This is a genomic window from Streptomyces sp. NPDC050164 (genome assembly GCF_044459945.1).
Lineage (GTDB): Bacteria > Actinomycetota > Actinomycetes > Streptomycetales > Streptomycetaceae > Streptomyces > Streptomyces coeruleorubidus_A.
This window is the reverse complement of record NZ_JBITJK010000020.1, coordinates 17,161-42,589: the sequence shown is the minus strand read 5'-3', so window position 1 is coordinate 42,589 and position 25,429 is coordinate 17,161. Positions and strand designations below refer to the sequence as shown.

Sequence of the window (25,429 nt, the reverse complement as noted above, 5' to 3'; positions counted from 1 at the left end):
TCCTTTCCGGCCGCGCGGGCGCGGCGTCGGGTGCGGGTGCTGCTGATGGATGGCCGGTCAGCCGGGGGTAGGTGCAGGGGGTGGTTTCAGGCGCCGGTCAGGCCGTCGGTCATGGCGGTGGTGTTGGCGCGCATCATCTGCAGGTAGGTGCCGGCTCCCTTGCCCTTCTCGGTCAGGGATTCGGAGTAGAGCTCGACGACACGCGTCCGGCCGCCCATCTCCGTGCGCAGGACCTCGGCCAGCCGCTTGGGCTGGGAGGAGTCGGCGAAGACCGTACGTACGCCTGCCGTGCGCATGGCCTCGGTGAGCGAGCGCAGGTCGGAGGAGCTGGGCGAGGCCAGCGTCGTACCGCTCGGGAGCACCGCGCCGACCACCCGGAAGCCGAAGCGTTCGGCGAGGTAGCCGAAGACGTGGTGGTTGGTCACCAACGCGCGCCGCGGTTCGGGGATGCGGCCGAAGGATTTCTCCATCCAGGTGGTGAGGTCGGCGAGTTGGCCGTCGTAGCGGTCGGCGTTGTCGCGGATGGCCTTCTCGTCGACGCCGTCCACGTGCTCGACCACCTGGTCGGCAATCAGGCCGACGGCCTTGCGAACGCGGTCCGGGTCGGTCCAGAAGTGCGGGTCGGGCTGCCCGGCCTCCTCGGGCCCTCCGTCGTCATGCGCCTGGAAGGTGAGGGGGTCCACCGCCTTGCCGGCCTCGAAGGTGGCCACCCCGGACTCGCGGGCGGCCTCCACGTGCCGCAGTACGTTCTCCTCCAGGCCCAGCCCGTTGAACACCACGAGGTCCGCACGCTCCAGTTCGGCGGCCTGCACGGCCGACAGGCCGAAGGAGTGCGGGTCGGCGTTCGGCTTCATCAGCACGGTGACGCCGGCCTCGTCGCCGACGATCTCCCGGGTGATGTCGCCCAGGATGTTGGTCGTCACCACGACCCGGGGCTGATCGTCGCCGCTCGTGCAGGCAGTCGCCGCACCGGCCAGGAAAAGGGTGAGCAGGGCCGGCAGCAAGGTGCGCGGCCGCCGTGCTCCTGGTGTTCTTCTCGTCATCGTCCGGTCTCCACCATCAGGGCCGGCTCGATGTCCAGGTCGAAGGTGCGCGCGACGCGCAGGTTGTCGTTGTAGTCGATCTCGTACACGCGTTTGCCCTTGGGATCGTTGAGGTAGGCGCGGCTGCGGTCGACCTCGATGACCGGTCCCGTGGTCCCGTCGGTACCGGCGGCGGAGGCGCCCGTCAGAAGCGGCTTCGTCCGGGAGACCTGCTTGCCGGTGGCGATGTCGTAGCCGTGGAGCGAACCGTCGGTCCCGAGGACGATCAGGGCCGAACCCTCGCCCGCGGTGTTGGCCGAGATCACGGGACCGGTCCTCACCCGTGTCCACGTGCGCTCGGTGACGTCCAGGACCCACACGGCCCGGTCACCGGCCGGCGCCGTGAGCGTGTCGCTGCCCGGCCGGTGCCGGAAGGCCCTCGCCCGTTCCTTGTCGGGTACGTCGTCGCCGTAGGGGATCTTCCTGGCCGTGAACGCGCCGTCGGCCTCACGGACGAGCAGGGCACCGTCGGCGCAGCCCAGGACGACCCCGCGCCGGGTGACGGCGTCGCCCCGCGGGGCCTCGCACGCCGCGTCCGGCGACGCGACGCGCTTGCCCTCGCGGTCGTACACCGCGAGCTCCTGTCCGTTGTCCGTGAGGCTGAGCAGGTGCTCCGCGTACGGCACGACAACTCCCGCGTGTGTCCCGGGAAGCGCGCGCGGCGAGCCTGCCTTGCCCTTCTCCGGTTCGGCCCGACGGTGGATCCTGGCGCGGCCGTCCTCGTCGGTCACCGCGATCACGGCGGCGTCGCTGCGTACGCGGGTACCGGGACCGCCGGGCAGCCGGCCCACGTCGCGTATCGCCGCACGGTAGTAGTGGACGTGGTCGCCGTGGTCCACCGTCCAGGCGCCGCCGTCGAGGACGTGCGTGCCGCCTGCGGTGTGGAAGTAGCCGAACCGGCCGTCCGTGGTGAGTCCGGTGGTGCCCGTCGTCCGGGACGCCTCGTGCACCTTGCCGGTGATCAGGTCGAGGACCCGGGTGTCTCCGGTCCCCGGGTCGTTGAGCAGCAGCCGCGACTGCTGCTCGGCCTTCTCCTGTGCCCCTTTGACGTATCCGTGGGGAGCGGAGGCCGAGGCGGTGGTCTTCGGGGCGGACACGTCGTCGTTCTGCCCGGCGCAGCTTGTGGTGAGCAGGGAGACGGCCACGAGCGCGGCAGGTGTCCAGGGCATGACGTTTCTTCGGACGAGCAAAGGGATCGCCTCAGGTTCTTTCAGTCGGTTGCCGTGGCGTGCACGCCGACGAGGCGCTCACGGCGGTGATGGCGGAGACCGGATGCCAGGTGGGAGAGGAAGAACAGGCTCACGGCGAGGGCCGAGACGGTCGCGCCGGCCGCGGTGCTCAGGTGCCAGGACAGCAGCAGGCCGCAGAAGGTGGCGGTGATGCCGAGCAGCGCCGCGAGGGCCATGACACCTCGCACACTGCGCGCCCAGGGCAGCGCGGCGGCCGGCGGGGCGATGAGCAGGCCCAGGACCAGCAGCGTCCCCACAATGTGGAAGGAGGAGACGATGGCCAGCGCCAGCAGGCCTAGCAGCACGGCGTGAGCGAGACGGGGACGCAGGCCGAGCGTTTGGGCCTTGCGCGGGTCGAAGGCCAGGGCGAGGAAGGCCCGGTGGCCGAGGACCGAGACGGCCAGTGCCAGCAGCAGTGCCCCGCCCAGCAGCACCAGGTCCTGCTCACGGACGGCGAGGACGTCACCGAAGAGGAACCCGGTCAGGTCGACCGCGAAGGACTGCGAGCGCGACACGATGATGACGCCGAGCGACAGCATCCCCACGAACAGCAGCCCGATGCCGGTGTCCTGGGACAACCTCGGGGTGCGGCCGAGGGCGGTGACACCGGCGGTCATGACGGCCGCGCTCAGCACCGCACCGACCAGCAGGTTGCCACCGAGCAGCGCGGCGAGCGCGACTCCGGGCAGCAGCCCGTGGGACATGGCGTCACCCAGGAAGGCCATCCCCCTGAGCACCACCCAGGTGCCGGCCAGTGCACAGATCGCCGACACCAGCATTCCGCCCCACAGGGCCCGTTGCACAAAGGTCACCTCGAAGGGACCCGTCACCCACTCCATGCGGTGCACATTACAATGAAAATCATGTTCAAAGAATCCCCCTCTTTCGCCCAAGCCGAGGACAGGACGTCCCGCGTCCGCTTCACCGAGCTCTCCGCCGGTTACCCGGGCCGTCCCGTCCTCCATCAACTGGCCGCGGAAATACCGGCGTTGGCCACCACCGCGCTCGTCGGCCCGAACGGAAGCGGGAAGTCAACCCTGCTCGGAGTCCTGGCCGGAGTACTCCGACCCACGTCAGGCGAACTCCACCACGCCGGCGACCGGCCGCCGGCGTTCGTCCCGCAGCGCGGCGCCGTCGGTGACGCACTGCCGCTGACGGTCAGACAGACGGTGGAGATGGGGCGCTGGGGCGAACGCGGACCGTGGCGCCGGCTGACCCGGCAGGACCGCGCCACCGTGGACCAGGCCATGGAGCGGCTCGGCATCACCGGCCTCGCCACCCGCCAGCTCGGGGAGCTCTCCGGCGGGCAGCGGCAGCGCGCCCTGATCGCCCAAGGGCTCGCCCAGGAGTCGGACCTGTTGCTGCTGGACGAACCGACCACGGGACTCGACCCCGAGGCAAGGGAACGGATCGGGGTGCTGCTGACGGAGCTGGTCGCCGACGGAGTGACCGTCGTCCAGGCCACGCACGACCTGGATGCCGCACGCTCGGCGGACGCCTGCCTCCTGCTCCGCGACGGTCACCTGGCAGGACATGGGCACCCCGAGCAGTTGCTCACCACCGCGACGCTCGCCCGGATCTGGCAACCGGCGTGATGCGACCGCCCTCTTGGCTCCTGGACAGTGCGCCGACTCACGGGGATGTGGGCCCGTTGGCGCTACGCCATCATGGTCATCAGCCGCTGGTACCGGGCCGGGCCGACGTGCCGTGGGCAGGTCGAGGAGGAGTCGTTGACGCCGAACTGGATGAACAGGTAGTCACCTGCCTTCATCCCGGTGCTCGCGTTCAGCATCGCCTGCCAGCGTGACGAGTACGTTCTGGACGTGAGGCGGCACTCGCCGTCCGGCCCCTTCGTGCCGCTCACGTCGGACACGACCGGGTCGAAAAGCTCACTCGGGCACAACCCGTGGTGCCCGAGCCAAGGGGCTGCGCAGGGTCGCGTGCTCCGACAGGCCGGACATGGTGGCACTGCCGAGCCTGGACGCGGTAGAGGCCGCGGCGCACGAGGCCGAACTGGGCGGCGGGGAGCTGCGGTTGGTACCCGCCTTCGGATGGCCGTCGCTGCATGTGCCACCCGGCGGGCCGCCGCGGAACCCCGCTGCGGCAGGGTGCGGGAACTGCTGGACGGCACACTGGCCGCGGCCGAGCGCCGGGCTCGCGACGTGGCACCACGCGTGGAGATCGCCCGCGACGCCACCGTGGGCGAGCCCGTGACGGCACTGGAGACCGCCTCGCGCACGGCCTCGCTGGAGGTGGTCGGCAGCCGTGGTCTGAGCGCCTTCGGCAGCCTGCTGCTCGGCTCGACGTCCGCGCACCTCGCCGCACACGGCCGCTGTCCCGTGCTCGTGGTCCGCGGCCGGCGGGCCCCGGACGGCTTCGCCCTGCTGGCGGTCGACAACGCGCCCGCCTCCGAAGAAGCCGTCCGCTTCGCCTTCGCCGAGGTGTCCCTGCGCGGCGGGGAACTCGTGGCGCTGCATGCGTGCCGGTCCGGCAGCCCGGACTCCTGCGACAGGCCGATCCACCCTTCGTGACCTACGACGAGACCCACCTGCGCGCGCAAGCCGAGCAGGTCCTCGACGAAGCGGGGCGGCCGTACCGCACCACGCGCAGTGCCCTGTCGCCGTGGTCCGTCACGGCGCGGCGTGACGCCTCGCGGCATCGTGCGGCGGCGTTCGTCGACAGCGGCGGGCCCGTTCGTCAAGGCGAGCGACGTCGCCGAAACGGTCTGGCCAGCCGTGCATGACACGACCGGCCAACCGGGTTTCCCGGCAGGCCCGGACGAGGTTCCGGTTCGCCCGGGCGAAGTACTCGCTGAGCCTCCAAAAGCCGTCAAGCTGCAGCCATGGCCATGGGCTACTTCAGTCCTGTGGTGGCGATTCCCTTGACGAGATAGCGCTGGCCGACGAGGAAGACGATGAAGACCGGAATCAGCGTGACCACGGACATCGCGAACAGCGACCCCCATGAAGCTCCGCTGGTGGCGTCGACGTAGTTGCGCAGGGCCACAGGTGCGGTCTGCAGCTCGGGCTTGGTCAGGTAGATCAACTGGCCCAGGAAGTCGTTCCACGTCCAGATGAAGGTGAAGATCGCGGTGGTGGCGAGGGCAGGCAACGAGATCGGCAGCAGGATGCGGAAGTAGATACGCCAGTACCCGGCTCCGTCGATCTTGGCCGCCTCGTCCAGCTCGGTGGGCAGGCTCCGGAAGAACTGGATCATCAGGAAGATGAAGAAGGCGTCCGTGGCCAGGAACTTGGGGACGATCAGCGGGAGGAAGGTGTTGACCCATTCGATCTTCGAGAACATCACGTACTGCGGAATGATGAGTACGTAGATCGGCACCATGAGGGTCAGCAGCATCATGCCGAAGAGGAACGCTCGTCCGCGGAACTGCAGCCGGGCGAAGGCATAGGCCGCCATGGAGCAGCTGAGCAGGTTGCCGAGCAGTGCCCCCAGGACGACGATCGCCGAGTTCGCCAGGTACACCCCGAAGGGGTGGGCCAGCGCGTTCCAGCCATCGGCGTAGTGGCCGAAGTCGGTCTCCGTGGGCAGCAGTGAGGGCTCACGGAAGATCAGGGCCTCGGGTTTGATCGAGCTGGCGATCATCCATAGCAGCGGGTAGACCATCACCAGGCCGGCGGTGATCAGGAAGGCGTGCTTGATGAGCGCGCGCACTTGAGGCACGCGCGTGCGACGCCGTGGAGCGGGAGCAGGCGAAGGAGTGTCTTCTACCTTCAGGCGTGTCATCTCACTTACCGTCACCGTAGAACACCCATCTCTTGCTGAAGTAGAAGTTGATTGCGGTCAGGAGGCCGACGATCACCACGAGGAGCCACGCCATGGCCGAGGCGTATCCCATGTGGAGCCGGCCGAAGCCCTCCTGGTACAGGTACAGCGAGTAGAAGAGGGTCGAGTCCGAGGGACCTCCCGTCCCTCCGCTGACGACGAAGGCCTGGGTGAACGACTGGAAGGAGTTGATGACCTGCAGAACGAGGTTGAAGAAGATGATCGGAGTGAGCAGGGGCACGGTGACGTGCCAGAACTGGTGCCAGCGGCCGGCGCCGTCGAGGGCGGCGGCCTCGTAGTACTGCTCGGGGATCTGCCGCAGGCCGGCCAGGAAGATCACCATCGAGGAGCCGAAGGTCCACACGTGCAGGACGATGATGCTGTACAGCGCGGTCTCGGGGTTGGAGATCCAGCCGGGCCCGTCGATCCCGAACAGTCCGAGGAACTTGTTCACCAGACCATCGGTGCCGAAGACCTGTCGCCACAGGATGCCCACCGCGACGGAGGCACCGAGCAGCGACGGCAGGTAGTAGACGGACCGGTAGATCGCCAGCCCTTTGATGCCCCGGTTGAGGACCATCGCCAGGGCGAGGGCGACGGCCAGCAACAACGGCACGCTGACGGCGACGTAGACGAAGGTCACGCTCAGGGATTTGCGCAACCGGGGGTCGTCCAGCATGTGGCTGTAGTTCTCCAGACCCACCCACTCCGGAGAGCTCAGCAGGTTGTAGTCCGTCATCGAGAAGTACAGCGAGGCGATCATCGGGCCGAGCGTGACGCCGGCCATGCCGATGAACCACGGCAGAAGGAAGACCCAGGCGGCACGTTCTTCTTTTCTGGCCGCCTGGCTCACGGGTCTGCGGAGCACAGTCATCGTCCTCAGGTTCTTGGATCGGGTGCGGGGGTCAGTTGCCGCTCGGCGACGGCTCGGCGTGCTGTGACGTGGCCCGGGGACTGCGCACGACGGCGACGTCCGCCGCGTCGAGGACGAGCGTCTCCCCCGCCTCCATGTGGCGTCCCGTGATCAGGTCGGTGCCGGAGCGGTCGAGGGTGACGGTCGTCTTGTCCTGCCGGTGGTTCAGCAGGAACAAGTACGCGCTGGTTTCCGTCCGTCGCTCGGTGACCTCGACGCCGCGCGGTGCGGCGTGCACCGGTCGCACTCCGGCACCGTCCAGCACCTGCCGCACCAGTGCCTCGAGGGCGTCGTCGTCCAGACGCGTGCCGAGGTACACGGCACGGCCCTGGCCGAGTGCGTGCTCGGCCACCGCGGCTTTGCCGGCGAGATGGCCCGTGCGGTAGACGGCGAGCGGGCGGGCGGTCTCCGTTTCGAGGTCGTCCTGCCACCCGGAGGCGGTCGCGAAGAAACCGTTCAGCGCGGTGTGTCCGGCTGCCGCCTGGACCGGAACGGTGGCCTCGGCGGGCAGCGGGGAGAACTCCTGGACGTGCGCTCCGATGACCTCGCGCAGGGCACCGGGATATCCGCCTTCGACGATCCGGTCGTCCTCGTCGACGATCCCGGAGAAGTACGAGACGAGGAGATGGCCGCCGTCCTCGACGAACCTCCGCACGGCCGAACTGTGCTGACGTGTCATCAGGTACTGGTTGGGGATGACCAGCACGCGGTAGGGCGACAGGTCGTCGTCGAGGGTGACGACGTCGACGGCGACCTGACTGCTCCACAGGGCCCGGTAGTGCCGGGCCACGGTGTCCCGGTAGTCGAAGGTGTTGTCCGGGTGGGCGCAGCCCTCCACGGCCCACCAGTTCTGCCAGTCCCACACGATCGCGACCTGGGCGCTGGTTCGCGCCGTGGCGATCTCGTCGATGGTCCGCAGCTCGTTGCCGAGCGCCTTGACCTCCTGCCACGTCCGGGTCTTCTCACCACCGTGCGGGAGCATCGCCGAGTGGAACTTCTCCTGCCCCTGGCGTGAGGCGCGCCACTGGAAGAACATCACCGCGTCGGCGCCGTGCGCGACGGCCTGGTAGGAGCCCAGGCGCATCCGGCCTGGCTGTTTGACCTGGTTGGTCCTCCACTGGCTGACCGCGCCGGCCGCCTGTTCCATCAGCATCCAGGGCTGCCCGCCGCGCAGGGAGCGCATCAGGTCGTACTGGAAGGCGGCGGTGACGAGCGAGTGGGGCTTGCCGGGGTCGGGGTAGCAGTCGAAGGCGACGACGTCGAGCTCCTTCGCCCACCGGTGGCTGTCGGTCAGCCGGCACTGGAAGAAGTTGGTGGTCGCCGGCACGTCCGGGGTGATCCCGTGGAGCAGGTCGCGCTCCTGCGTGACCAGGTCCAGCAGGATGTCGGAGGTGAAGCGGGAGAAGTCCAGCTCACGGGAGGGGTTGTCCCAGCCGCGCACAGGCCCGGGCAGGTGCACCTGGGACCAGTCGCTGTAGCGCTGGCTCCAGAACGCCGTGCCCCACCGGTCATTGAGTTCGTCCAGCGTGCCGTACCGCTGCCGCAGCCACTCGCGGAAGCGGTCGTCACACGTTTCGCAGAAACAGTCGGAGTGGTACTCGTTGCCGATGTGCCACATGGCCAGGCCGGGATGCTGCCCGTACCGCTCGGCCAGCTTGGTGGCGATACGCCGGCTGCGGTCGCGGTAGACCGGGGAGGAGGGGCAGAAGTGGCCTCGGCTGCCGATACCGAATCGCACTCCCTGCCGGTCCACCGACAGCGTTTCGGGAAAGTCCGTGGCGAGCCACGGGGGTGGTGCGGCGTTCGGCGTCGCGAGGTTGACATGGATGCCGTTGGACCACAGCAGGTCCATGATCTCGTCGAGCCATGAGAAGTCGAACCGGCCGTCGGCCGGCTCCAGCATGGCCCAGGAGAAGACGCCCAGGCTCACGAGCCGCACGCCTGCGGCTCGCATGAGCCGGACGTCCTCCTGCCACACCTCCCTCGGCCACTGCTCCGGGTTGTAGTCCCCGCCGTAGACGACTCCAGGCAGTCGACGGCGAAAAAGAGTCATGCGCGGATCGGACACAGCGGGGAATTCCTCTCGGAAGCGCTACTACAAGAGGTTGCTCAGAGCTGGGACTTGATTTCGGAGATGAGCTTCTTGGCTGCCGCCTTCGGTGACAGACGGTCGAACAGCACGTCCTCGTTGAGACGCTGGAAGATCTCGGGGACCGCAGGACCGGCCTTCGGGTTGGCCTTGTGCACCGGGGTCGGCTTCAGGGCGTTGGCACGGGCCAGGTAGTCGGCGATCCGCTTCTCCGCAGGAGACAACTCGGGCGTTATCGCCTTGAGCACGTCGGGGTTGACGGGAACACCACGGTCGAACTTCCCGATCTTGGCCGCCTCGGGCGAGTTGACCAGGAAGTCGAGCAGCTGCGCGGCCTCCTTGGGGTGTTCGGTCCGCGCGGAGGCGCCGTAGAAGACACCGGGCTTGGTGTAGGCGCCGACCTGGGCGGCCCCGTCCTCACCGGGGAAGAGGAGCAGCTTGGTCCCGCGCCCGCTGGCGGTCTCGAGCGCGCCGAGCTGGGTGACGGACATCTCGGTCATGGCCGCCTTGTGCTGGGCGACCAGGTTCTGCTCGATACCGGCACCCGACGCCAGGGCCTCGACCGCGGCCTCCGGGCTGGTCGTGCCACCGCTGTCACGCAGCTTGAGGACCCATTCCCAGTAGCCGGCCATGTTCTTCTCGGTGAAACCGATCTCGCTGCCGTCCTCGGTCCACCAGTCCTCACCGTGCTGCCGCAGCCAGGGGCCCACCATGTTGGGGTAGAGAGGCAGCACACTGCCGACCAGTTTCGTCTTCGACTTGGCGATGGCCTTGGCGGTCTTCACGTAGTCGTCCCACGACCACTTGGTGTCGTCCGGAATGGGCACACCGGCCTTCTTGAACGCCGCGGGATCCACGGCGACGCCGAACGCGCTGTCGCCGGCCGGGACGCCGTAGAGGCCGTCCTTCACGGTCGTCGCCGCCATCGAGTTCGGGGGCAGCTTGTCGGTGTTCAGGGTGTCCTTGACCTTCTTCAGGTCCATCAGCTGCCCGTTGTCGATGTAGGAGTACATGAACGGGTCGGTGATCTGCAGGACGTCGGGCATGTCACCGGCGGCGGCGCTGGTCGACAGCTTGTTCCAGTAGTCGTCCCAGTTGGAGTACTGGGGCTCGACGTCGATGTTCGGGTGCTCCTTCTCGAACAGCGCGATCATCTGCTTGGTCTGCTCGTGCCGGACGTCCGACCCCCACCAGTTGAACCGGATGACGGTCTTACCGTTGCTCCCGGAGGAGGAGTCTCCGGCGCAGCCCGCGGACAGAACAAGGGCGAAGACCGAACAGGTCAGCCCTGCGGCACGCAGTCGGGTGCGTCTGGTCAGGCGGGAAGGGTTGTTCATGATGAGGGCTCCTCTGCTGAAACGCCCGGGCTGTACGCCGGGCTGGGATACGTCGTGTCCGCAGAGCCGGCTCCCGGCTCCGGCCGTCTCGCCGTGCGGCGGGGCTGCGCGGCTCGGGTGCTTGCCGGCCCACGAAGACAGGTCTTCCTGGGGTCCGTGCGGATGGGTGGCCGCCCCGGTTTGCCGAACTCTCGGGCGGATTACGGCGGCTCTGACCAGAGTGGTTGTGAACGTGCGCTTGAACCTTGTCATCGGCATACCGGGCTGCTGCGCTGGGTTGACCGCGAGCACCGCACCGGGTTGAGGTCCGTGACGTCAGTAATAGTGAACGTTCACGCGGCGAGCGTAATGACGGACCACATTCCGGTCAAGGCTCTGTACGACAACACTTGCGCCCCCGGTGTGACTTCATCGGTTCGCCGCGTTCCGGAAGGGCAGCGGGGGCATGGAAACCTGCCGGGACGGCCGCGTCCTGGCTGGTGGAGGAGACGTAGGGGGCCATGCAACGAGCACCCCTGGGAGTTGGGTGAGGGAGCGATGGAGCTCTACCGGAGGATGTCTGAGGTCCTTGCCGGGCCCGTCGACTCGCGCAGCACGAGGTGTGAGTTCAGGTCCAGGTGGAGTTCCGGCTCCGCCTCCTGGCGGATGCGGGCGAGCAAAGCCTTCATGGCCTTGCGGCCCATGGCCTGGCGATCGAGTTCCACTGTTGAGATGGAGGGATTGAAGTACGCGGTGAACTCCTGGTTGTCCCAGCCGAAGACGCTCACGTCCTGCGGGACGCGCCATCCGCGGTCCTGGAACCCGCGTATGACGCCCATGGCGACGTCGTCGTTCGCGGCGAGCACCGCGGTGACGCCGGAATCCGCCGACAGGCTCTGGGCCGCGTCGTATCCGGACCTCACCGACCAGTCACCGTCGACGACGGCGTAGTTCTCCAGGCCGCGCTCCGCGATCGTCCGCAGATAGACCTCGCGTCGCTTGCGTGCCGACATCCAGTCCGTGCTGCCGGCGACATGGATGAAGCGTCGATGGCCTATGGAGGCGAGGTAGTCGATGATTTTGGCGGCCGGCTCGCCGTCCGCCGTGATGCCGTGGGACCGCATCTGGTCGTCGTACTCACCGACGACCACGGTCGGGGTGTGCTCGAGTCCGAGCTGTTCGATGTCGCCGATGGGCGTGAAGGTCAGCACTCCATCCGCCTGACCGGAGTCCAGCAGAGCACGGACACGGTCTCCCCGGGCCCTTTCGTCGCCTTCCAAGCCGACGATGTCCAGCATGTATCCGGCTGCCTGTGCCTCCGCCGACGCTCCCCGCAGGATCTGCGAGGGCACGAAGGTGATCATGGTCGGCAGGACCACCGTGATGCGGTTCGACTTGCGGGTACGCATCGACCGCGCCACCAGGTTGGGCCGGTAGTCCAGGTCGGCCACGGCCTGTTCGATGCGCGCCACCGTCTGCGGCTTCAGACCTCCGTTCCCCCGCAGGAAGCGGGAGACGGTCTGATGGGACACTCCCGCGTGCGCCGCGACGTCGAGGATGGTGGGCCGTTTCTTGCGCGGAGGCTTCGGCCGTTTCTTGTCCTGCTCCGATTGCTCCGCACTCGTGTCTGCGTCCATAGTTCCGCCCCCGCCGCCTCTCTCCGCCTCTGATGGCCGTCGGTACTCTACTGCCGGGCCCACCGCGGCTACCTTCGTCATGAACTCTCGCCATCTTGTTGCCTTCGCGACCGGTTCCAACTGCCGGCGGCGGTCGGCCGAATGGCAGCACGGGCTGCGACCCGGAACGGACCGCGGCCTGTGCTGCCGGGCCTGCTGCGGGCGGTCGGCCTCCTGGACTTCCCGCCCCACCACCATCCATGCCTCTCCTGTGCCGGCCACGCCGAGGCGCGGCAGCCGTGAAGGCGGTCCGAGCCCGGCCGAGGGCCGGCTCGAAGCACCGCTTACTGGCCGAGGCACACAGCGTTCAACTGCGGGTGTGCCTGACCGGCGGCATGCAACGACCTGTTCGGTGACTGTCGTCGGCCGAACTGCCTGCCGCCGGTACGACGCTTCAGAGCGCCAGGCTCCACTGCTGGTTCTCGCCGCCCGAGCAGTCGAACTGCTGCAGACGGGCCCCGTCCGCGGTCGAAGCCGAGGTCACGCCCAGGCACTTCCCGGAGTGGCGGGCGACGAGTTCGACGTTGCCGCTGCCGGCATCCTGCAGCTGCCACTGCTGGTTGGTGCTGCCCTTGCAGGTCCACTGGATGACCGCAGCTCCATTGGCCGTCGAGGCCGAGGACACGTCCAGGCACTTCCCGGAGTGCTGGGCGACGATCTGGTAGTAGCCCTCACCGACGCTGCGCAACCGCCACTGCTGGTTGTCGCCGCCCTGGCAGCTCAACTGCTGTACCGCGGCCCCGTCGGCGGTCGAGGAGCCGGCCACGTCGGCGCACTTGCCCGAGTGGCGCGCCTTCATCGTCGTCGGGATGAGTTGGGACAGCTGGGCGGTCAGCTCCGGCACGTAGAAGTCGGTGATGCCGGAGATGTTCGGGTGGGTGCCGCTGCCACCACTGCCCGGGAAGCCGTTGACGAGGCCGTCGAAGGTGTACGCCACTCGTTGGGCGTCGACACGGGTGTCGAGCGTCGTGCTCCCGAAGACGTCGGCGACCGCAACGCCCCACTTCAGGGCGGCCTGCAGGTTGATCTGGCGCAGGGCGAGCTGGGTGTCCCAGTCACGCGAGCCCATCTTGTGGGCGGCCACGTACACGAGTTGGGCGGCCGGCCACTTCTGCCGCATCGTGTAGATGGTGTTCTCCAGCGCACCGGCGTAGGTGCCCGTGTTGAACGTGGCGGGATCCTTGGAGCCGCTGATGGTGCCGATCGCGTACGTCAGATTGTCGTGGATCTCGATGGCGTCGTTCGTGCCACCGTCGAAGACGACGAAATCGGGCGCCTGTGAGCTGGCCGACCGCACCTGAGTGATGATCTGCCCACCGCTGGCGTTGGGCGCCGGACCCACGGTCGCGCCGTTCCTGGCGTACTTCGTCAGCGTCATTCCCTCACGTTCGGCGACGAAGTTCAGGAAGCTGCGCGAGTACTGGTGCCCGAAGACGATGCTGTCGCCGAAGGCGTAGACGGATTTGCCGGCGAGGGATCCATAGGCGGAGTTCGCGGGCCGGACCAGCCGGAAGTTGTCGATCGACTGCTTGCCGGTTCCGTAGTAGTTGCAGGCGACGAGCTTGGAGAGGTTCTTGCCCGTGATGCCCCCCGTCCCGGAGGCCATCACTCTCGGCGCGGCCTCCTTGCTGATGATCGCGTACTGGACCTTGCCGAGGGTGAAGTCCATGTGCAGATCGACCGTGTACCACTTGGTCCGGTCGAAAGCGATCTTGGTCCAGGTGGGGTTGAGCGAGTCCGGGGCGGAGGTGGAGTCCGAGTCGGGCCCGGTCACGGCGTAGCGGAGTTCGGCGGCGGTCGCGGCGATCCCGAAGACGAGCCGTCCGCTGTCGTCGCGAAGTTCCATACCGGTCTTCATCGCGGTGCTGGCGATGTCCGTCTTCCAGTCGAAGCGCAGATCCAGCGTCTTCTCCTGCAGGGTCGACGACGCGAACGGTCGCACGGAAGTCGTGTAGTTGCCCATGTTCTGCGTGACGCTCAGAACGCCGTTGCTGATCCCGGCTCCGACCGGGAATCCGAAGTTCGCGGGATCGGTCTGAGCCTCGAAAGCCTCGTTGATCAGCGTCGCGCCGGGGGTTTCCGCGGCCGAGGCGGCGGAAGGAGTGAGGAGGGCCGAGAGGAGCAGGGCTCCGGCGACGAGGGGGCCGGCCAACTTTCGGTGCCAGGAGCCCGGTCTGCCTATGACGGTGTGCACGTTGATCTCCCTTGATCTGCGGTGATGTCGACCGGTGCCCGGTGAGGAGAAGGAGTCCTGACCATGGCGCCAGCGGAAGGCGGGTGGTCCGCCTCGGATCCGCGGCTCGCTGGAACTGAGCCGACTCGGCACTCGCCAGGCTCGGATCGTGCGGAGCCGAGCAGGGCGCCGAGCCGGACAGGTCTCCGCCACCCGGACTCAGGCCACACCTAACAGCGCGGACGCGACGCCCACCGCCCGAAAGTCTCGCCGCTCAGCGCGGCACAGGCGGACGCACCACAGTGACAGCCCTGCCAAGACGGCCTCCTCGTAACAGCGGTGCGACCGTGTGCCGGCATTGCTGTGCGGTCACGTCACCGACGCGTCGAGTGCCCCACGACGATGCTCGCCGGTGGTACCTGCTCAGTGGTAAGAATCACCGGGGAGGATGTGGAGCCCGACAACTGCAGAGGCAAGATAGTGATCGATCACCTTGAGGGTCAAGATGTCTGCGCGTGATCGTTCACCTTTGCTGGGGCCATCAACCTCGTAGAACGAGGCGATCCGGCCCCGCTGCGGCCACCGCAGGGCCGCCGCCGGTCCCCAACTGCGGTGCACTAACCTCGTTCACCCCATTGACACACAAGCATTTCCGCCAGTCTGATGTGCGGCATCGTTGGTTTCAGCCAGCTTTTGATCGCTTGTGTTCTGCCGTGTTGCCTTCGTGTGGCGACCGGCACCCCGAAAGTGGAGGCACATTCCATGCGCCGCGCTTGGTTCCTGGCCCTCACCCTGTTCATCGCCCTGCTGCCGCAGACGTTTCTGACCGGCAGCGCACACGCGGCGACTGTCACTATCGCAAACGCCACCCAGTTCACCGACACCACGGGTGCGGTGGTGCACGCCCACGGTGGTGGCGTGATCAAGGTCGGCTCGTACTACTACTGGTTCGGTGAGAACCGCAACGAGGACAACACCTTCCGGTGCGTCTCCGTGTACCGCTCGACCGACCTGAAGAGGTGGGAGTTCAGACGCCACGTCCTGACCCAGGCGACCGACCCCGAGCTGGCCGTCGCCAACATCGAGCGGCCCAAGGTGATCTTCAACAGCACCACCAGCAAGTTCGTGATGTGGATGCACAAGGAGAACGGCAGCGACTACAACCAGGCCCGCGCGGCCGTCTCAACGCTTCCAAGTACGTCTGGCTGCCGCTGGAGTTCCCCACCGACACCACCATGACCATGGACTGGTTCCCGCAGCTCTCCAGCGACACCGCCACCGGCAAGGTCGACGGCGTCGGCGGACCGTGGGAGACCCTCGCCGCCCGCCACAGCGGCAAGTGCGTCGACGTACCGAGCAGGTCCGTGGACAACGGGATCCAGCTCACCCAGTACACCTGCAACGGCGGTATGAACCAGGCCTGGTGGTTCAAGGACCTCGGCAGCGGATACGTCCAGCTCATGGCCAAGCACAGCGGCAAGTGCATGGACGTGGCCGACAACTCCACCGCCGACGGCAACAAGATCATCCAGTGGCCCTGCTCCAGCGGCTCCAACCAGCAGTGGCAGCTCCAGGACGCCGGCGACGGCTACGTCCGCCTGGTCTCCCGGCTCAGCGGCAAGTGCCTGGAGGTCAGCGCCGCGTCCACCACCAACGGCGCCAAGCTGGTCCAGTTCACCTGCGGCACCGGCACCCACCAGCAGTTCAAGCGCGGGGCCTTACCCACCCGCCCGCCTTTCTGAGCGGAACCCTCCCAGGGCTCTCCCCCCGGGAGTCCGCGCGCCAACGCATGACTGACGACACCAGCAGTTTCATCATTCGGCGGCTGATCGCCGTAACACGGAGGTAGTCCCATGAAGTCGAACCGCGATCTGTGGTCCCGCCGCAGATTCCTCACCACAACCGGGGCAGTGACCCTGGGAGGTGCCGCCCTCAATCTCGTCGGAAACCTCCCGCAGGCCCATGCTGCCAGCGTGGTGTCCTACGTCGACACCTCGAAGTCCACGTACGACAAGCTCGTACTGATGGTTGACGACAAGCCCTTCTACCACAGTGGGGTCCAGTTCCGGTACGAGAAGCACAAGTACACGTTCGGCTGGACGGACGCCCAGCTGAAGCCCGTGCTCCAGATGATCCGCGACGACGGATTCACCGTGGTGAACATCCCGATCTGGTGGTCGAAGGTGGAGACCTCGAAGGACGTTTTCGACTTCACCGACATCGACCGGTACCTGGCTTGGTGCGGGGAGTTCGGCCTCAAGCTGGAACTCCTGTGGTTCGGCCACGAATCGACCGGTTCGTCCCTGGCGGCCCGGATGCCGGCCTACGTGATGAACGACTACCAGGCCGTGGTGAGGTCCGACGGCACCAAGCTGACCCTGAACGGCAACCCTCTCCTTGACAAGACCGATCCGAACCTGCTCGCCAGGGAGAAGTTCGTACTCGGCCGGCTCATGACCCACCTCGCGTCCGCCGACACCGCTCACACCGTCGTCGGCATCCAGGTGCTGAACGAACCGAACGTGTCGAAGCAGCAAGGCGGCCAGTCCATCGACCGGAGCTACAGCACCTACAGCACCGACCTCTGGAACAGCGGCGGATACACCGACGCGACGAAGTTCCGCAAGGACGTGCTGCTGAACTACCTGACCCAGCTGGGACAGGTGATCAAGCAGTCGGACTACTCGGTGTACACCCGGACCAATATCGCCGGCAGCGGGGACACGGTGCCGGTCGCCGAGAACGAGGTCCTCAGGGCCCAGGGGACGGCGACCATCGACTTCTTCGGGAAGGACCCGTACACCACGGGCCTCGACACGCTCTACAACTACGGGAGGGACGCCGTCTGGGCCCAGGGGAAGAACTTCCCCATGATCATGGAGAACTTCGGAGGAACCCCGGCAGCGGACGTCGAGAAGTTCAACGCCATCGCCGGCAACACCGCCTTCAATCTGTACGCCGCCCTGGACCCGGACTCCAGCACGGGCAGCAGCAACCACGGCCTGTACGACTTCAACCCCACCACCAAGGTGGTCACCCGCAAGGCCGTCTCGGACAAGGTCGCCCGGCTCAACCACGTGCTGAACAAGATCCACCGGGACCTCGCCAGCAAGCGTCCGGTGGAACGCGGCGGAACCGACCTGCAGACGTTCAACCGGAGCGCGACCGCCAGCACCACCACCACCAAGCCCGTGGGCGGCGTCAACATCACGTTTACGACATCGAGCGGTGCGCAGGCACTCGGCGTCAGGCGCGGTGCGGCCGAGTTCGCTTTCACCACCACGACCCAGGCCACGTTCACGCTGCCGGGCACCACCGGCGTCGTCCGGTCCGTCGAGGCCGGACGCTACGACGGAAACGACAACTGGGTGAAGGACAGCACCAAGACGTACAGCACGGTATCGGGGAACATCGCCATCGACCTGGCGGCCGGCGAATGCGTGCGGGTCCTCTACCTGGTCAGCGGCGCGACCTACAAGCTCAGGCACTCCTCCTCGGGCCTGTACCTCGACACCGACCTCAACGGTGCGGTCCTGCTGGCGGCCAAGACCACCTACGACGACCAGGACTGGATCGTCGCCCAGGACTCGTCCGGATCCTGGACCATCAAGAACGCCAGGACGGGGCGCAACTACCTGGAAACCGTGTCCAGCAACAACGGCGTCATCTGGAATTCCGGCACCATCTCGGCCAGCTCACTGTGGACCCTGGAAGGGGTTGCGGCAGGCGGGCTCCGCGTGAACAACAACCAGACCGGAAGGGCGTACCTGTACAGGACCTCGGCGGGTGAGGTGAAGTGGAACACCGGAACGCAGGACACGAGCACGGTCTGGGTGTTTGAAGCGAAGTAGGCGGTACCCCCGCGTCGCGGGGCCGTCTGATCAGCGGGGTGTCCGGTTCGCCGGCCGTGACGGCCGGCGAACCGGACACCGTCGTCTCGGGCACCCGTCTGTATACGGTGCATGGCGGCCTCGATCACCGAGGGTGTCCCTCCTCGCGAAATATTCGTGCGTACGCCTGTGTAATGATTGCTGAATGGGGCAGGCTGATGTGCTGAAGGCGCTGGAGGACAGGGCCGCCGACCAGTGGGGCCTGGTGACCACCGCCCAGGCGAAGCTGGACGGCGTGCAGGGAGTGCAGCTCCTGAGGCTGGAACGCGCCGGGCTCCTGGAGAGCGTCGGCCACGGGGTGTACCGCATGGTCGCGTCGCCCCCGCCGGAGCACCTCAGGATCAAGGTCGCGTGGCTGCGGCTGGATCCGAGGACTCCGGTGCGGCAGCGCGGTGCCGAGGGCCCCAAGTCGGGCGTCGTCTCGCACGCCTCCGCGTGCGCGGTGCACCGGCTGGGCGAGTGGCCTGCCGATCGCGTGGAGCTGACCGTTCCGGTACGCCGTACCACCCGTGACGAGAGTGTGGTGCTGCACTGCGCGCGGACGGATGCCGACGACATCACCGTCGTCGACGGCCTGCCCGTCACCACGGTGCGGCGGACCGTCGTCGACCTGCTGCGCGTCCGTGCCGACGCCGCCGGTATCGGCGCGGTCGTCGCCGAAGCCGATTCCCTTGGCCTGGTGGATGTCGACGACTTGGCGGCGCGGGTCGGGTCTTTCGCCGGTGCCTACGGCCTGCCCGCCAAGGCGTCCGGTGCGCAGTTGCTGGAATCCCTGTGCGAGCGGGCGGGACGTCCCTTGCGAGTGAGGAAGACCGAGCGAGCGGCCGGGGAAGGAAACGGACCGGAGAAGAAGCGGGCCACCATCTGGGAGGTGGCCCGGAGGGCCGGGGTGTCGCACCAGACCGTCTCCCGGTACCTCAAGAACGACGGCGGCATGAGGCCGGCGACGCGGGCGAGGATCGAGCGTGCCGTGGCCGAGCTGAAGTACCGGCCCAACCTCATAGCGCGGTCCATGCGCACCCAGCGGTCCAACCGGATCACCATCGTGCTGCCCGAACTGAGCAGCTTCGTTCCGATTCCCTTGTTGAGGGGTGCGTCGGCCGCCGCGCACGAGGCCGGCTACCTGACGGACGTCATCGGCCTGGAGGGCGGGGAGTCGCGGCGAGCGCAGAGCGTGATGTCCCTGCTGGAGGCCCAGCAGGCGGACGGCGTGCTGTCTCTGGTGCCGCTGGCGGACATGCCCGCCGGCGCCGGCTCCGGGCAACGGCCTGTCGTGGTGCTGGGCGAGTACGACGACAATCTGCACTCCCGGGGACGGCTGGCCGACGGGCGGCCCGCCGAGCAGATCATGCGTCACCTCGCGGACCAGGGGCACCGCCGGTTCCTCCACGTCGCCGGCTCGCAGGAGTGGGCCTCGGCGCGCAACCGGCGTGCGGTGTACGTGCAGGCGATCGAGCGACTGGGCCTGGAGTCCTACGGCGTCGTCGACGGCGACTGGTCGATGCGCTCCGGATACGACACCGCTCGGGACCTGCCGTCCGATTCCGGCGTGACGGCTGTGCTGGCCGCCAACGACTACGTCGCCATGGGTGTGATCCGCGGCTTCCAGGACCGTGGATGGCGCGTCCCGGAGGACGTCAGCGTGTTCGGCTGGGACGACGAGGAGTTCACCCAGTACTTCTCGCCGACCATCTCGACGGTGCACATCAACAGGGCAGAGGTCGGCCGCCAGGCGATGCTGTCGCTGCTCGCCCTCCTGCGCGGCGAGCCCGCGCCCGTGACTGACGTCGACGACCTGTTCCGCATCGTTCCGCGTGATTCGAGCGGCCCAGCCCCCCGGTAGGGCTCGGCCCCGTCGGGCATCCGGCGTGGCCTTCACCTTCAAGGCGCACCGCCCCTGACCTGGCGGAGTCAGACTCTCACAGCAAAATGTGAACGATCACTGCGTAACTCTTGACCTCAAAGGTGACCGATCACTACGTTCTTGCTGCTGCCACGTCACGTCGGCGAGCGCCGGCTTCATCCGCGCGATGTCGTTCTGTTCGACCGCGCCCCCGTGAACGCCCCTGGTGGCACATCGACGTGTCGGAGAGGAAGACATGGCACGCCGAGGCCAGGACCCGGTGCCGCGCCCATCGCAGCACCCGAGCTTCTACGAGAGAGCCACATGACTGAGGACAGACAGCCTGTGAGGGTGGCGATTGTCGGCGCCGGAAACATTGCCGGTGGCTGCCACATGCCCGCCGTCCAGGCCCAGAACGGCGAAGCCACCGTCATCGCGGTCGTCGATGTCGACCAGGAACGCGCCAAGGCCTTCGCCGCCCAGTGGGACATCCCCGCCGCCCATGACGACCTCCGGCAGATGCTCCGGGAGGAGCGCCCCGACCTCGTCATCGTCTGCACTCCCCCGGTCGCCCACCGCGAGGCCGTCACCACCTGCCTGGACGCCGGTGCGTGGGTGTGGTGCGAGAAGCCCCCCACCCTTTCGGTCGCCGAGTACGACGCCGTCAGCGCCCACGAACGGGAGGGCGGCCCGTACGCCTCCTACGTCTTCCAGCATCGGTTCGGGTCAGCCGCCAGGGCTCTGCGGGAGCGCATCCGCACCGGCAGCCTCGGCGCTCCCCTGGTCGGTGTCTGCCACACCCTGTGGTACCGGGACGACGCCTACTTCGACGTCCCGTGGCGCGGCAAGTGGGAGACCGAGGGCGGCGGTCCCACCATGGGCCACGGCATCCACCAGATGGACCTCATGCTGTCCTTGATGGGGGAATGGACCGAGGTCCGCGCCGCCGTAGGCACATTGGCTCGCGATGTGGAGACCGAGGATGTCTCCATGGCGATGGTCCGCTTCGCCGGCGGCGCCATGGTGTCCATGGTCAACAGCCTGCTCTCCCCCCGCGAGACCAGTTACCTGCGCTTCGACTTCCCGGAGGCCACGGTCGAGCTGTCCCACCTCTACGGCTACGACAACTCCCACTGGACGTGGACCCCCGCACCCCACCGGGCCGACGCCACGGCCGCAGAGCTGGGAGCACCGCTCGACGACGAGGCCAGTTCGCATGCCGCGCAACTGCGCGTACTGCTGGGGTCGCTGCGCGCCGGAGAACGCCCGGAGACCAGTGGTGACGACGGTCGCCGCGTCCTCGCCTTCATCGCCGCCCTGTACGAGTCGGCGACGACCGGGCGCGCCGTCACCCCGGACATGATCACCACGGCCAACCCCTTCTACCACTCCATGAGCGGTCGCCTCGCCGCCGCCCAGGACAACGACGCCAAGGAGAAGACCGGTGTCTGACGCCCACTTCAGGATCCAGCACGACGACGCCGGGACCGAGTTCGTGGTGTCGGCCGCGGGGACGGACCTCGCCACGTACGTCTACCGGCCGGACAGTCCTCTCGAGGAATCCCCCAAGCCGTATCTCTACCCGTTGAAGACCCTCTCCGGTGCGCCCGTGGGTGTCTACCGGCCCTGGGACCACCGCTGGCACAAGGGCCTGCAGATGACCTGGTCGCACCTGTCCGGCGACAACTTCTGGGGCGGGCCCACCTTCGAACAGGGCGCGCCCGGCCATGGCTACGTCTGGCGGGAGAACCACGGCCAGCAGGTGCACCGCGCCTTCGACCGGCAGGACGACAGCGGCAACGAGGTGTCGGTCGTCCAGGCCCTGGACTGGTTCGCCTCCAGCGACGAGGTGTGGATCGACGAGGCCCGCACCCTTCGCTTCCACAGCGCCGACACCGACGACGGTGTCTGGGCGCTGGACTTCACCACCGCCCTGACCAACGTTCACCACGAGCCCCTGGCACTGGGCAGCCCCACCACACACGGCCGCCCCAACGCCGGCTACACAGGACTGTTCTGGCGCGGGCCCCGGGCCTGGACCGGCGCGGACGTCATCGCCGACGGGGGCCATGAGGGCGACGCCGTCATGGGCACCCAGGGCGCCTGGGCGGCCATCACCGGCGAGCACGACGAGATCGACGGCGGTGCCACGGTCCTCGCCTACGCCGGCACCACCAGCGCCGCCGTCCCGCTGAAGTGGTTCGCCCGCAGCAGTGCCTTCGCCTGCCTCAACCCGTCGCCCGCCTTCGACACCGAGATCAAGCTCGAACCCGGTGAGACCCTTCGCCTGAGCCACCGCTTCGTGTTCATCGACCGCACGGTGGGCCGCCGTGAACTCGAGCCGATCGCCCAGAGGTTCGCGCCATGACCGCCCTCCCCGACTTCCCCGGAGCCGTGGGGCTGAGCCAGCTCGACGTGTACCCCTGGCCCACGGCTGACGACGAACACGGCGGCTCCCCCCACATGCACCTCGTCTGCGCGGAGTGCTACGTCGTGGTCAGTGGCCGCGGTCGACTGGAGACCCTCAACTACAAGGGCCACACGACGACCGAGCTGCGTCCCGGAGACACGGTCTGGTTCACCCCGGGCACGATCCACCGCGCCATCAACGACGAAGACCTGCGGGTGGTCGTCGTCATGCAGAACAGCGGCCTTCCCGAGGCGGGTGATGCGGTCATGACCTTCCCGCCCGTGCACCTCTCCCCCGAGACCTACCCGGACGCGGCCTCGCTCCTCGACTCCGACGGCAACCCCGCCCCCGAGCGCGCCCGGGAACGCAGGGACCTGGCCGTCGAGGGGTTCAGGGAGCTGACGCGGCAGTGGCGGCGCGGCAACCGCTCGGCGTACGAGGACTTCTGCGCGGCAGCCGTGCGACTCGTCCAGCCACGCCTGGACGCCTGGGAGAAGACGGTCGACGAGGGTGCGCTGGCCGCCGCACAGGCGGCGCTGCGGCAGATCGGTTCGCTACGCAACGGCGACCTCAACCACCTGTACAAGGCGACCGTCTCGCGTATCGCCCAACCGCCCCGGCAGACCCTGGGCATGTGCGGTTTCCTGCGCGCCTACGACCCGGTCCGCCGGGCCGGGCCATCGGCAGAGCCTCAGTGACGCCTCACTCCCCGAACGTGTCCGAACGGGTTCCGCTCTGCCTGGGTTCGAACGAAGGAAAGTGTTCCGCATGACTTCGACGCTGCCGGAGGGCGGTGGGAGCGCCGACGCGGCGACCGCCCCGATCTTGTCCGGGATGTACCCCGACCCATCGGTGTGCCGGGTCGGCGACGACTACTTCCTGGCCAATTCGTCGTTCGAGTACAGCCCCGGCGTCCCGATCTGGCATTCCCGGGACCTGGTGTCCTGGCGTCAGATCGGCAACGCCCTGACGAGGGACGATCAGTTCCCCGCGGGCCGGTCGCCGTCGAGCCGCGGCGTCTACGCCCCGACGCTGCGCCACCACGAGGGACGGTTCTGGCTGATCACCACGAACATCGACGACGCTCGGGGTGGTCATCAGATCTACCACGCGACCGACCCGGCCGGGCCGTGGTCCGCGCCGGTGTGCCTGACCGGACTCGACGGCATCGACCCGGACCTGGCCTGGGACGAGGAGGGAACGTGCCTGGTCACCTACTGCTCGTGGTCGGAGACCGAGATCGGCATCAGGCAGGCCGCGGTCGATCCGGAGCAGGGCGTCGTCCTCGAGCAGCCTCGGTGGATCTGGCACGGCACCGGTCTGGCCCATTCCGAGGGGCCGCACCTGTACCGGCGCGGCGACTGGTGGTACCTGGTCATCGCCGAAGGCGGCACCGACCGGGGCCATGTGGTGTCGGTCGCGCGCTCACGCAGCCCCCGAGGGCCGTTCGAGGCCGCCCCGAACAATCCGGTCTTCAGCCACCGCAGCACGGCTCATCCCGTCCAGAACGTCGGTCATGCCGATCTGGTCGAGCGTCCCGACGGGACCTGGGCTGCGGTGTATCTCGGCACACGGCCGCGAGGCCGTAGTCCGCGCTTCCACGTCAACGGGCGTGAGACGTTCCTCGCCGACGTCTCCTGGGTGGCGGACTGGCCGCGGTTCGAGCCGGCGAGCCTGCGCGTCCCCACCGGGCAGCGGGACTTCGAGGACGACTTCTCCGCGCCCGGACTGCATCTGAGGTGGGTCTCGCCGGGAGAGCGTCCCGACCGGTTCGTCCACAGCGTGCCGGAAGGGGTGGTCGTGGGGCACGCACCGAGCGAGACCGGTGAGCCCTCGGGCCTGTTCACCCGCGTCGGCGGAGACCACTGGGAGGCCGACTTCCTCGTCGAGCCGGGAGAGGGTGCGTTCACCGTCGCGCTACGGCTCGATGGTGCCCATTGGTACGGGCTGCGCGTCGCCGACGGCGAAGTCACGGCCGTCGCACGGATCGGGCAGGTCCGAGCAGTTCTCGGATCCCGCCCGCTGCCCGGCTCCCCTGTCCTCCTCCGCATCCGATCCACGGAGCCGACCTGGAACGGACCGGACGACATCGAGCTGGGCATCGGTGCCGGAACCGGTACCGATGTCCTCGCCCGCCTGGACGGACGCTATCTGTCCACCGAAGTGGCGGGCGGGTTCACCGGGCGCCTGGTCGGTGTGTGGACCGAGTCGCGGGAGATCCTCGTCCGCCGGGTCCGGTTCGCCGAACAGCGGGCGTGACACGAACTTCCTCGCCGCTTGTCGTCGCTACGGCAGTCAGGCGGGCGTCTCGGCGGTGCCGGTCAGGACCGCGCGGGCGAGGATGCACCCCCGCCATGGTGAAGCCGAAGCAGGCGGGGGTGTAGTCGGCCGGGAGGCCGATGTGGTCCCCGTCGTCAGCGTGTACCACGACGAAGTAGCGGTGTGGACGCTGTCCGGACGGCGCCGACGAAGCGGGCGAGACGGGCGTCGTCGGGCGGTTGGGAGGGCCCCTTGGGCAGGCCTGAGCCGGTGTCGTCGCCGGCGCCCTCGGCAGTTCGGTGACGGTGGCAGGGATACCGCGGGCAGTTGTACGACGGGCGTCACGCGCGCGAGTCCGTCGATGCCAAGGGGCCCGGTTCGGCGCGGTCGACGCCCTCGGCCCCCTGGCGACCCGGGGTGTCCGGATCGACATGCCCGCCGTGCTCGGCCGCGACTGGCTGGAGCCCGGCACGGCCGTGCACGCCGAGGACGTCCTGGCGGCCGAGAAGGTCCTCGGTGTGACCATCGGCGAGGGTGACGCCGTCCTGCTGCGCTCGGGTCACTTTCGTCGCCGCCGGGAGCTCGGTGCCTGGAAATCGCCCTGCTGGGCGGTGTCGGCGACAGCGACGTGCGGCCCTCTCCGGTCGAGGGCGTGTCCTCCCCCGTGCACGCCCTGGCCATCACCGCCATGGGGGTACCGCTGCTGGACAACCTCGACCTGGAGGCACTCTCCGCCGCCTGCGCCGCAGCGACGTCCTCGGCCGAC

At 68.2% G+C, this 25,429-nt stretch carries 19 protein-coding genes and 3 pseudogenes; 11 read left to right on the top strand and 11 right to left on the bottom strand.

Annotation, left to right across the window (positions count from 1 at the left end; genetic code table 11):
- Window positions 1-86: 86 nt before the first annotated feature.
- Genes aztC through aztB form a run of 3 tightly spaced genes read right to left on the bottom strand, consistent with a single transcriptional unit; the run spans window position 87 to window position 3,150 of the window.
- On the bottom strand, window positions 87-1,043 hold the full coding sequence (gene aztC / locus ACIBNA_RS24975; RefSeq protein ID WP_399167348.1) for a zinc ABC transporter substrate-binding protein AztC: 957 nt from the start codon (window positions 1,041-1,043) through the stop codon (window positions 87-89).
- On the bottom strand, window positions 1,040-2,251 hold the full coding sequence (locus tag ACIBNA_RS24970) for a hypothetical protein (protein WP_399167347.1): 1,212 nt from the start codon (window positions 2,249-2,251) through the stop codon (window positions 1,040-1,042). Before ACIBNA_RS24970 ends, aztC begins: the two co-directional genes overlap by 4 nt.
- A 41-nt stretch (window positions 2,252-2,292) precedes the next feature.
- Window positions 2,293-3,150, bottom strand: a complete 858-nt coding sequence (aztB, locus tag ACIBNA_RS24965; protein ID WP_399167346.1) for a zinc ABC transporter permease AztB — start codon at window positions 3,148-3,150, stop codon at window positions 2,293-2,295.
- Between the two features lie 15 nt (window positions 3,151-3,165).
- Here aztB and aztA point away from each other — a divergent pair, with 15 nt between their 5' ends.
- On the top strand, window positions 3,166-3,906 hold the full coding sequence (gene aztA / locus ACIBNA_RS24960) for a zinc ABC transporter ATP-binding protein AztA (RefSeq protein WP_399167345.1): 741 nt from the start codon (window positions 3,166-3,168) through the stop codon (window positions 3,904-3,906).
- 62 nt (window positions 3,907-3,968) lie between these two features.
- Here the strand turns inward: aztA and ACIBNA_RS24955 are convergent, their stop codons facing one another.
- Window positions 3,969-4,103, bottom strand: coding sequence for a hypothetical protein (locus tag ACIBNA_RS24955; RefSeq protein WP_399167344.1), 135 nt, complete (start codon window positions 4,101-4,103; stop codon window positions 3,969-3,971).
- Window positions 4,104-4,362: 259 nt separating this feature from the next.
- On the opposite strand from ACIBNA_RS24955, the gene ACIBNA_RS24950 reads away from it, so the two are divergent.
- Window positions 4,363-4,842: a universal stress protein gene (locus ACIBNA_RS24950; protein ID WP_399167343.1), complete on the top strand. Its 480-nt coding sequence runs from the start codon at window positions 4,363-4,365 to the stop codon at window positions 4,840-4,842.
- Entirely contained in the window at window positions 4,839-5,054 is a 216-nt protein-coding gene (locus ACIBNA_RS24945) for a hypothetical protein (RefSeq protein ID WP_399167342.1), read from the top strand. The genes ACIBNA_RS24950 and ACIBNA_RS24945 overlap by 4 nt, the downstream gene beginning before the upstream one ends.
- A 110-nt stretch (window positions 5,055-5,164) precedes the next feature.
- On the opposite strand, the gene ACIBNA_RS24940 is transcribed toward ACIBNA_RS24945, so the two are convergent.
- From ACIBNA_RS24940 to ACIBNA_RS24915, 6 genes are all read right to left on the bottom strand, one after another.
- Window positions 5,165-5,983 (bottom strand): carbohydrate ABC transporter permease, encoded by an 819-nt coding sequence (locus ACIBNA_RS24940; protein ID WP_399167341.1) that lies wholly within the window; start codon window positions 5,981-5,983, stop codon window positions 5,165-5,167.
- A 73-nt stretch (window positions 5,984-6,056) separates the two neighbouring features.
- Window positions 6,057-6,968 (bottom strand): carbohydrate ABC transporter permease, encoded by a 912-nt coding sequence (locus tag ACIBNA_RS24935; protein WP_399167340.1) that lies wholly within the window; start codon window positions 6,966-6,968, stop codon window positions 6,057-6,059.
- 31 nt (window positions 6,969-6,999) lie between these two features.
- The gene (locus tag ACIBNA_RS24930; RefSeq protein ID WP_399167339.1) at window positions 7,000-9,060 is read right to left on the bottom strand and encodes a beta-galactosidase; all 2,061 of its coding nucleotides are present in this window, start codon (window positions 9,058-9,060) and stop codon (window positions 7,000-7,002) included.
- Between the two features lie 56 nt (window positions 9,061-9,116).
- On the bottom strand, window positions 9,117-10,433 hold the full coding sequence (locus ACIBNA_RS24925) for an ABC transporter substrate-binding protein (RefSeq protein WP_399167338.1): 1,317 nt from the start codon (window positions 10,431-10,433) through the stop codon (window positions 9,117-9,119).
- A 545-nt stretch (window positions 10,434-10,978) separates the two neighbouring features.
- Window positions 10,979-12,049 (bottom strand): LacI family DNA-binding transcriptional regulator, encoded by a 1,071-nt coding sequence (locus ACIBNA_RS24920; protein WP_399167337.1) that lies wholly within the window; start codon window positions 12,047-12,049, stop codon window positions 10,979-10,981.
- 433 nt (window positions 12,050-12,482) lie between these two features.
- Window positions 12,483-14,282 carry an RICIN domain-containing protein gene (locus ACIBNA_RS24915; protein WP_399167336.1) on the bottom strand — a complete coding sequence of 600 codons (1,800 nt, stop codon included), beginning with the start codon at window positions 14,280-14,282 and terminating at the stop codon, window positions 12,483-12,485.
- A gap of 741 nt (window positions 14,283-15,023) precedes the next feature.
- Here ACIBNA_RS24915 and ACIBNA_RS24910 point away from each other — a divergent pair.
- From ACIBNA_RS24910 to ACIBNA_RS24880, 7 genes and pseudogenes are all read left to right on the top strand, one after another.
- Window positions 15,024-16,003: pseudogene (locus ACIBNA_RS24910) on the top strand (RICIN domain-containing protein).
- A 111-nt stretch (window positions 16,004-16,114) separates the two neighbouring features.
- The gene (locus tag ACIBNA_RS24905; protein ID WP_399167335.1) at window positions 16,115-18,112 is read left to right on the top strand and encodes a DUF4978 domain-containing protein; all 1,998 of its coding nucleotides are present in this window, start codon (window positions 16,115-16,117) and stop codon (window positions 18,110-18,112) included.
- 184 nt (window positions 18,113-18,296) lie between these two features.
- Entirely contained in the window at window positions 18,297-19,994 is a 1,698-nt protein-coding gene (locus ACIBNA_RS24900; protein ID WP_399167334.1) for a substrate-binding domain-containing protein, read from the top strand.
- A 324-nt stretch (window positions 19,995-20,318) separates the two neighbouring features.
- A complete protein-coding gene (locus ACIBNA_RS24895) occupies window positions 20,319-21,446 on the top strand; it encodes a Gfo/Idh/MocA family protein (RefSeq protein WP_399167333.1) in 1,128 nt (375 codons plus the stop codon).
- A complete protein-coding gene (locus ACIBNA_RS24890; RefSeq protein WP_399167332.1) occupies window positions 21,439-22,362 on the top strand; it encodes a PmoA family protein in 924 nt (307 codons plus the stop codon). The genes ACIBNA_RS24895 and ACIBNA_RS24890 overlap by 8 nt, the downstream gene beginning before the upstream one ends.
- Window positions 22,359-23,102, top strand: a complete 744-nt coding sequence (locus ACIBNA_RS24885; RefSeq protein ID WP_399167331.1) for a cupin domain-containing protein — start codon at window positions 22,359-22,361, stop codon at window positions 23,100-23,102. Before ACIBNA_RS24890 ends, ACIBNA_RS24885 begins: the two co-directional genes overlap by 4 nt.
- 70 nt (window positions 23,103-23,172) lie before the next feature.
- Window positions 23,173-24,663: a family 43 glycosylhydrolase gene (locus tag ACIBNA_RS24880; RefSeq protein WP_399167330.1), complete on the top strand. Its 1,491-nt coding sequence runs from the start codon at window positions 23,173-23,175 to the stop codon at window positions 24,661-24,663.
- 36 nt (window positions 24,664-24,699) lie between these two features.
- Here ACIBNA_RS24880 and ACIBNA_RS24875 read toward each other — a convergent pair.
- Window positions 24,700-24,979 (bottom strand): annotated as a pseudogene (locus ACIBNA_RS24875) (YbhB/YbcL family Raf kinase inhibitor-like protein); the annotation flags it as partial.
- Between ACIBNA_RS24875 and ACIBNA_RS24870 the strand changes: the two are divergent.
- Window positions 24,979-25,414: pseudogene (locus ACIBNA_RS24870) on the top strand (cyclase family protein); the annotation flags it as partial. The pseudogenes ACIBNA_RS24875 and ACIBNA_RS24870 overlap by 1 nt on opposite strands.
- Window positions 25,415-25,429 lie beyond the last annotated feature (15 nt).

Excerpts from the sequence above, each read along its gene's own strand:
- ACIBNA_RS24925 (WP_399167338.1), bottom strand. The coding sequence starts at position 10,433 with ATGAACAACCCTTCCCGCCTGACCAGACGCACCCGACTGCGTGCCGCA.
- ACIBNA_RS24950 (WP_399167343.1), top strand. The coding sequence starts at position 4,363 with ATGGCCGTCGCTGCATGTGCCACCCGGCGGGCCGCCGCGGAACCCCGC.
- ACIBNA_RS24905 (WP_399167335.1), top strand. The coding sequence starts at position 16,115 with ATGAAGTCGAACCGCGATCTGTGGTCCCGCCGCAGATTCCTCACCACA.
- aztB (WP_399167346.1), bottom strand. The coding sequence starts at position 3,150 with ATGGAGTGGGTGACGGGTCCCTTCGAGGTGACCTTTGTGCAACGGGCC.
- ACIBNA_RS24900 (WP_399167334.1), top strand. The coding sequence starts at position 18,297 with ATGGGGCAGGCTGATGTGCTGAAGGCGCTGGAGGACAGGGCCGCCGAC.
- ACIBNA_RS24880 (WP_399167330.1), top strand. The coding sequence starts at position 23,173 with ATGACTTCGACGCTGCCGGAGGGCGGTGGGAGCGCCGACGCGGCGACC.
- ACIBNA_RS24895 (WP_399167333.1), top strand. The coding sequence starts at position 20,319 with ATGACTGAGGACAGACAGCCTGTGAGGGTGGCGATTGTCGGCGCCGGA.
- aztA (WP_399167345.1), top strand. The coding sequence starts at position 3,166 with ATGAAAATCATGTTCAAAGAATCCCCCTCTTTCGCCCAAGCCGAGGAC.
- ACIBNA_RS24970 (WP_399167347.1), bottom strand. The coding sequence starts at position 2,251 with ATGCCCTGGACACCTGCCGCGCTCGTGGCCGTCTCCCTGCTCACCACA.
- aztC (WP_399167348.1), bottom strand. The coding sequence starts at position 1,043 with ATGACGAGAAGAACACCAGGAGCACGGCGGCCGCGCACCTTGCTGCCG.
- ACIBNA_RS24935 (WP_399167340.1), bottom strand. The coding sequence starts at position 6,968 with ATGACTGTGCTCCGCAGACCCGTGAGCCAGGCGGCCAGAAAAGAAGAA.
- ACIBNA_RS24930 (WP_399167339.1), bottom strand. The coding sequence starts at position 9,060 with ATGACTCTTTTTCGCCGTCGACTGCCTGGAGTCGTCTACGGCGGGGAC.
- ACIBNA_RS24885 (WP_399167331.1), top strand. The coding sequence starts at position 22,359 with ATGACCGCCCTCCCCGACTTCCCCGGAGCCGTGGGGCTGAGCCAGCTC.
- ACIBNA_RS24920 (WP_399167337.1), bottom strand. The coding sequence starts at position 12,049 with ATGGACGCAGACACGAGTGCGGAGCAATCGGAGCAGGACAAGAAACGG.
- ACIBNA_RS24955 (WP_399167344.1), bottom strand. The coding sequence starts at position 4,103 with ATGCTGAACGCGAGCACCGGGATGAAGGCAGGTGACTACCTGTTCATC.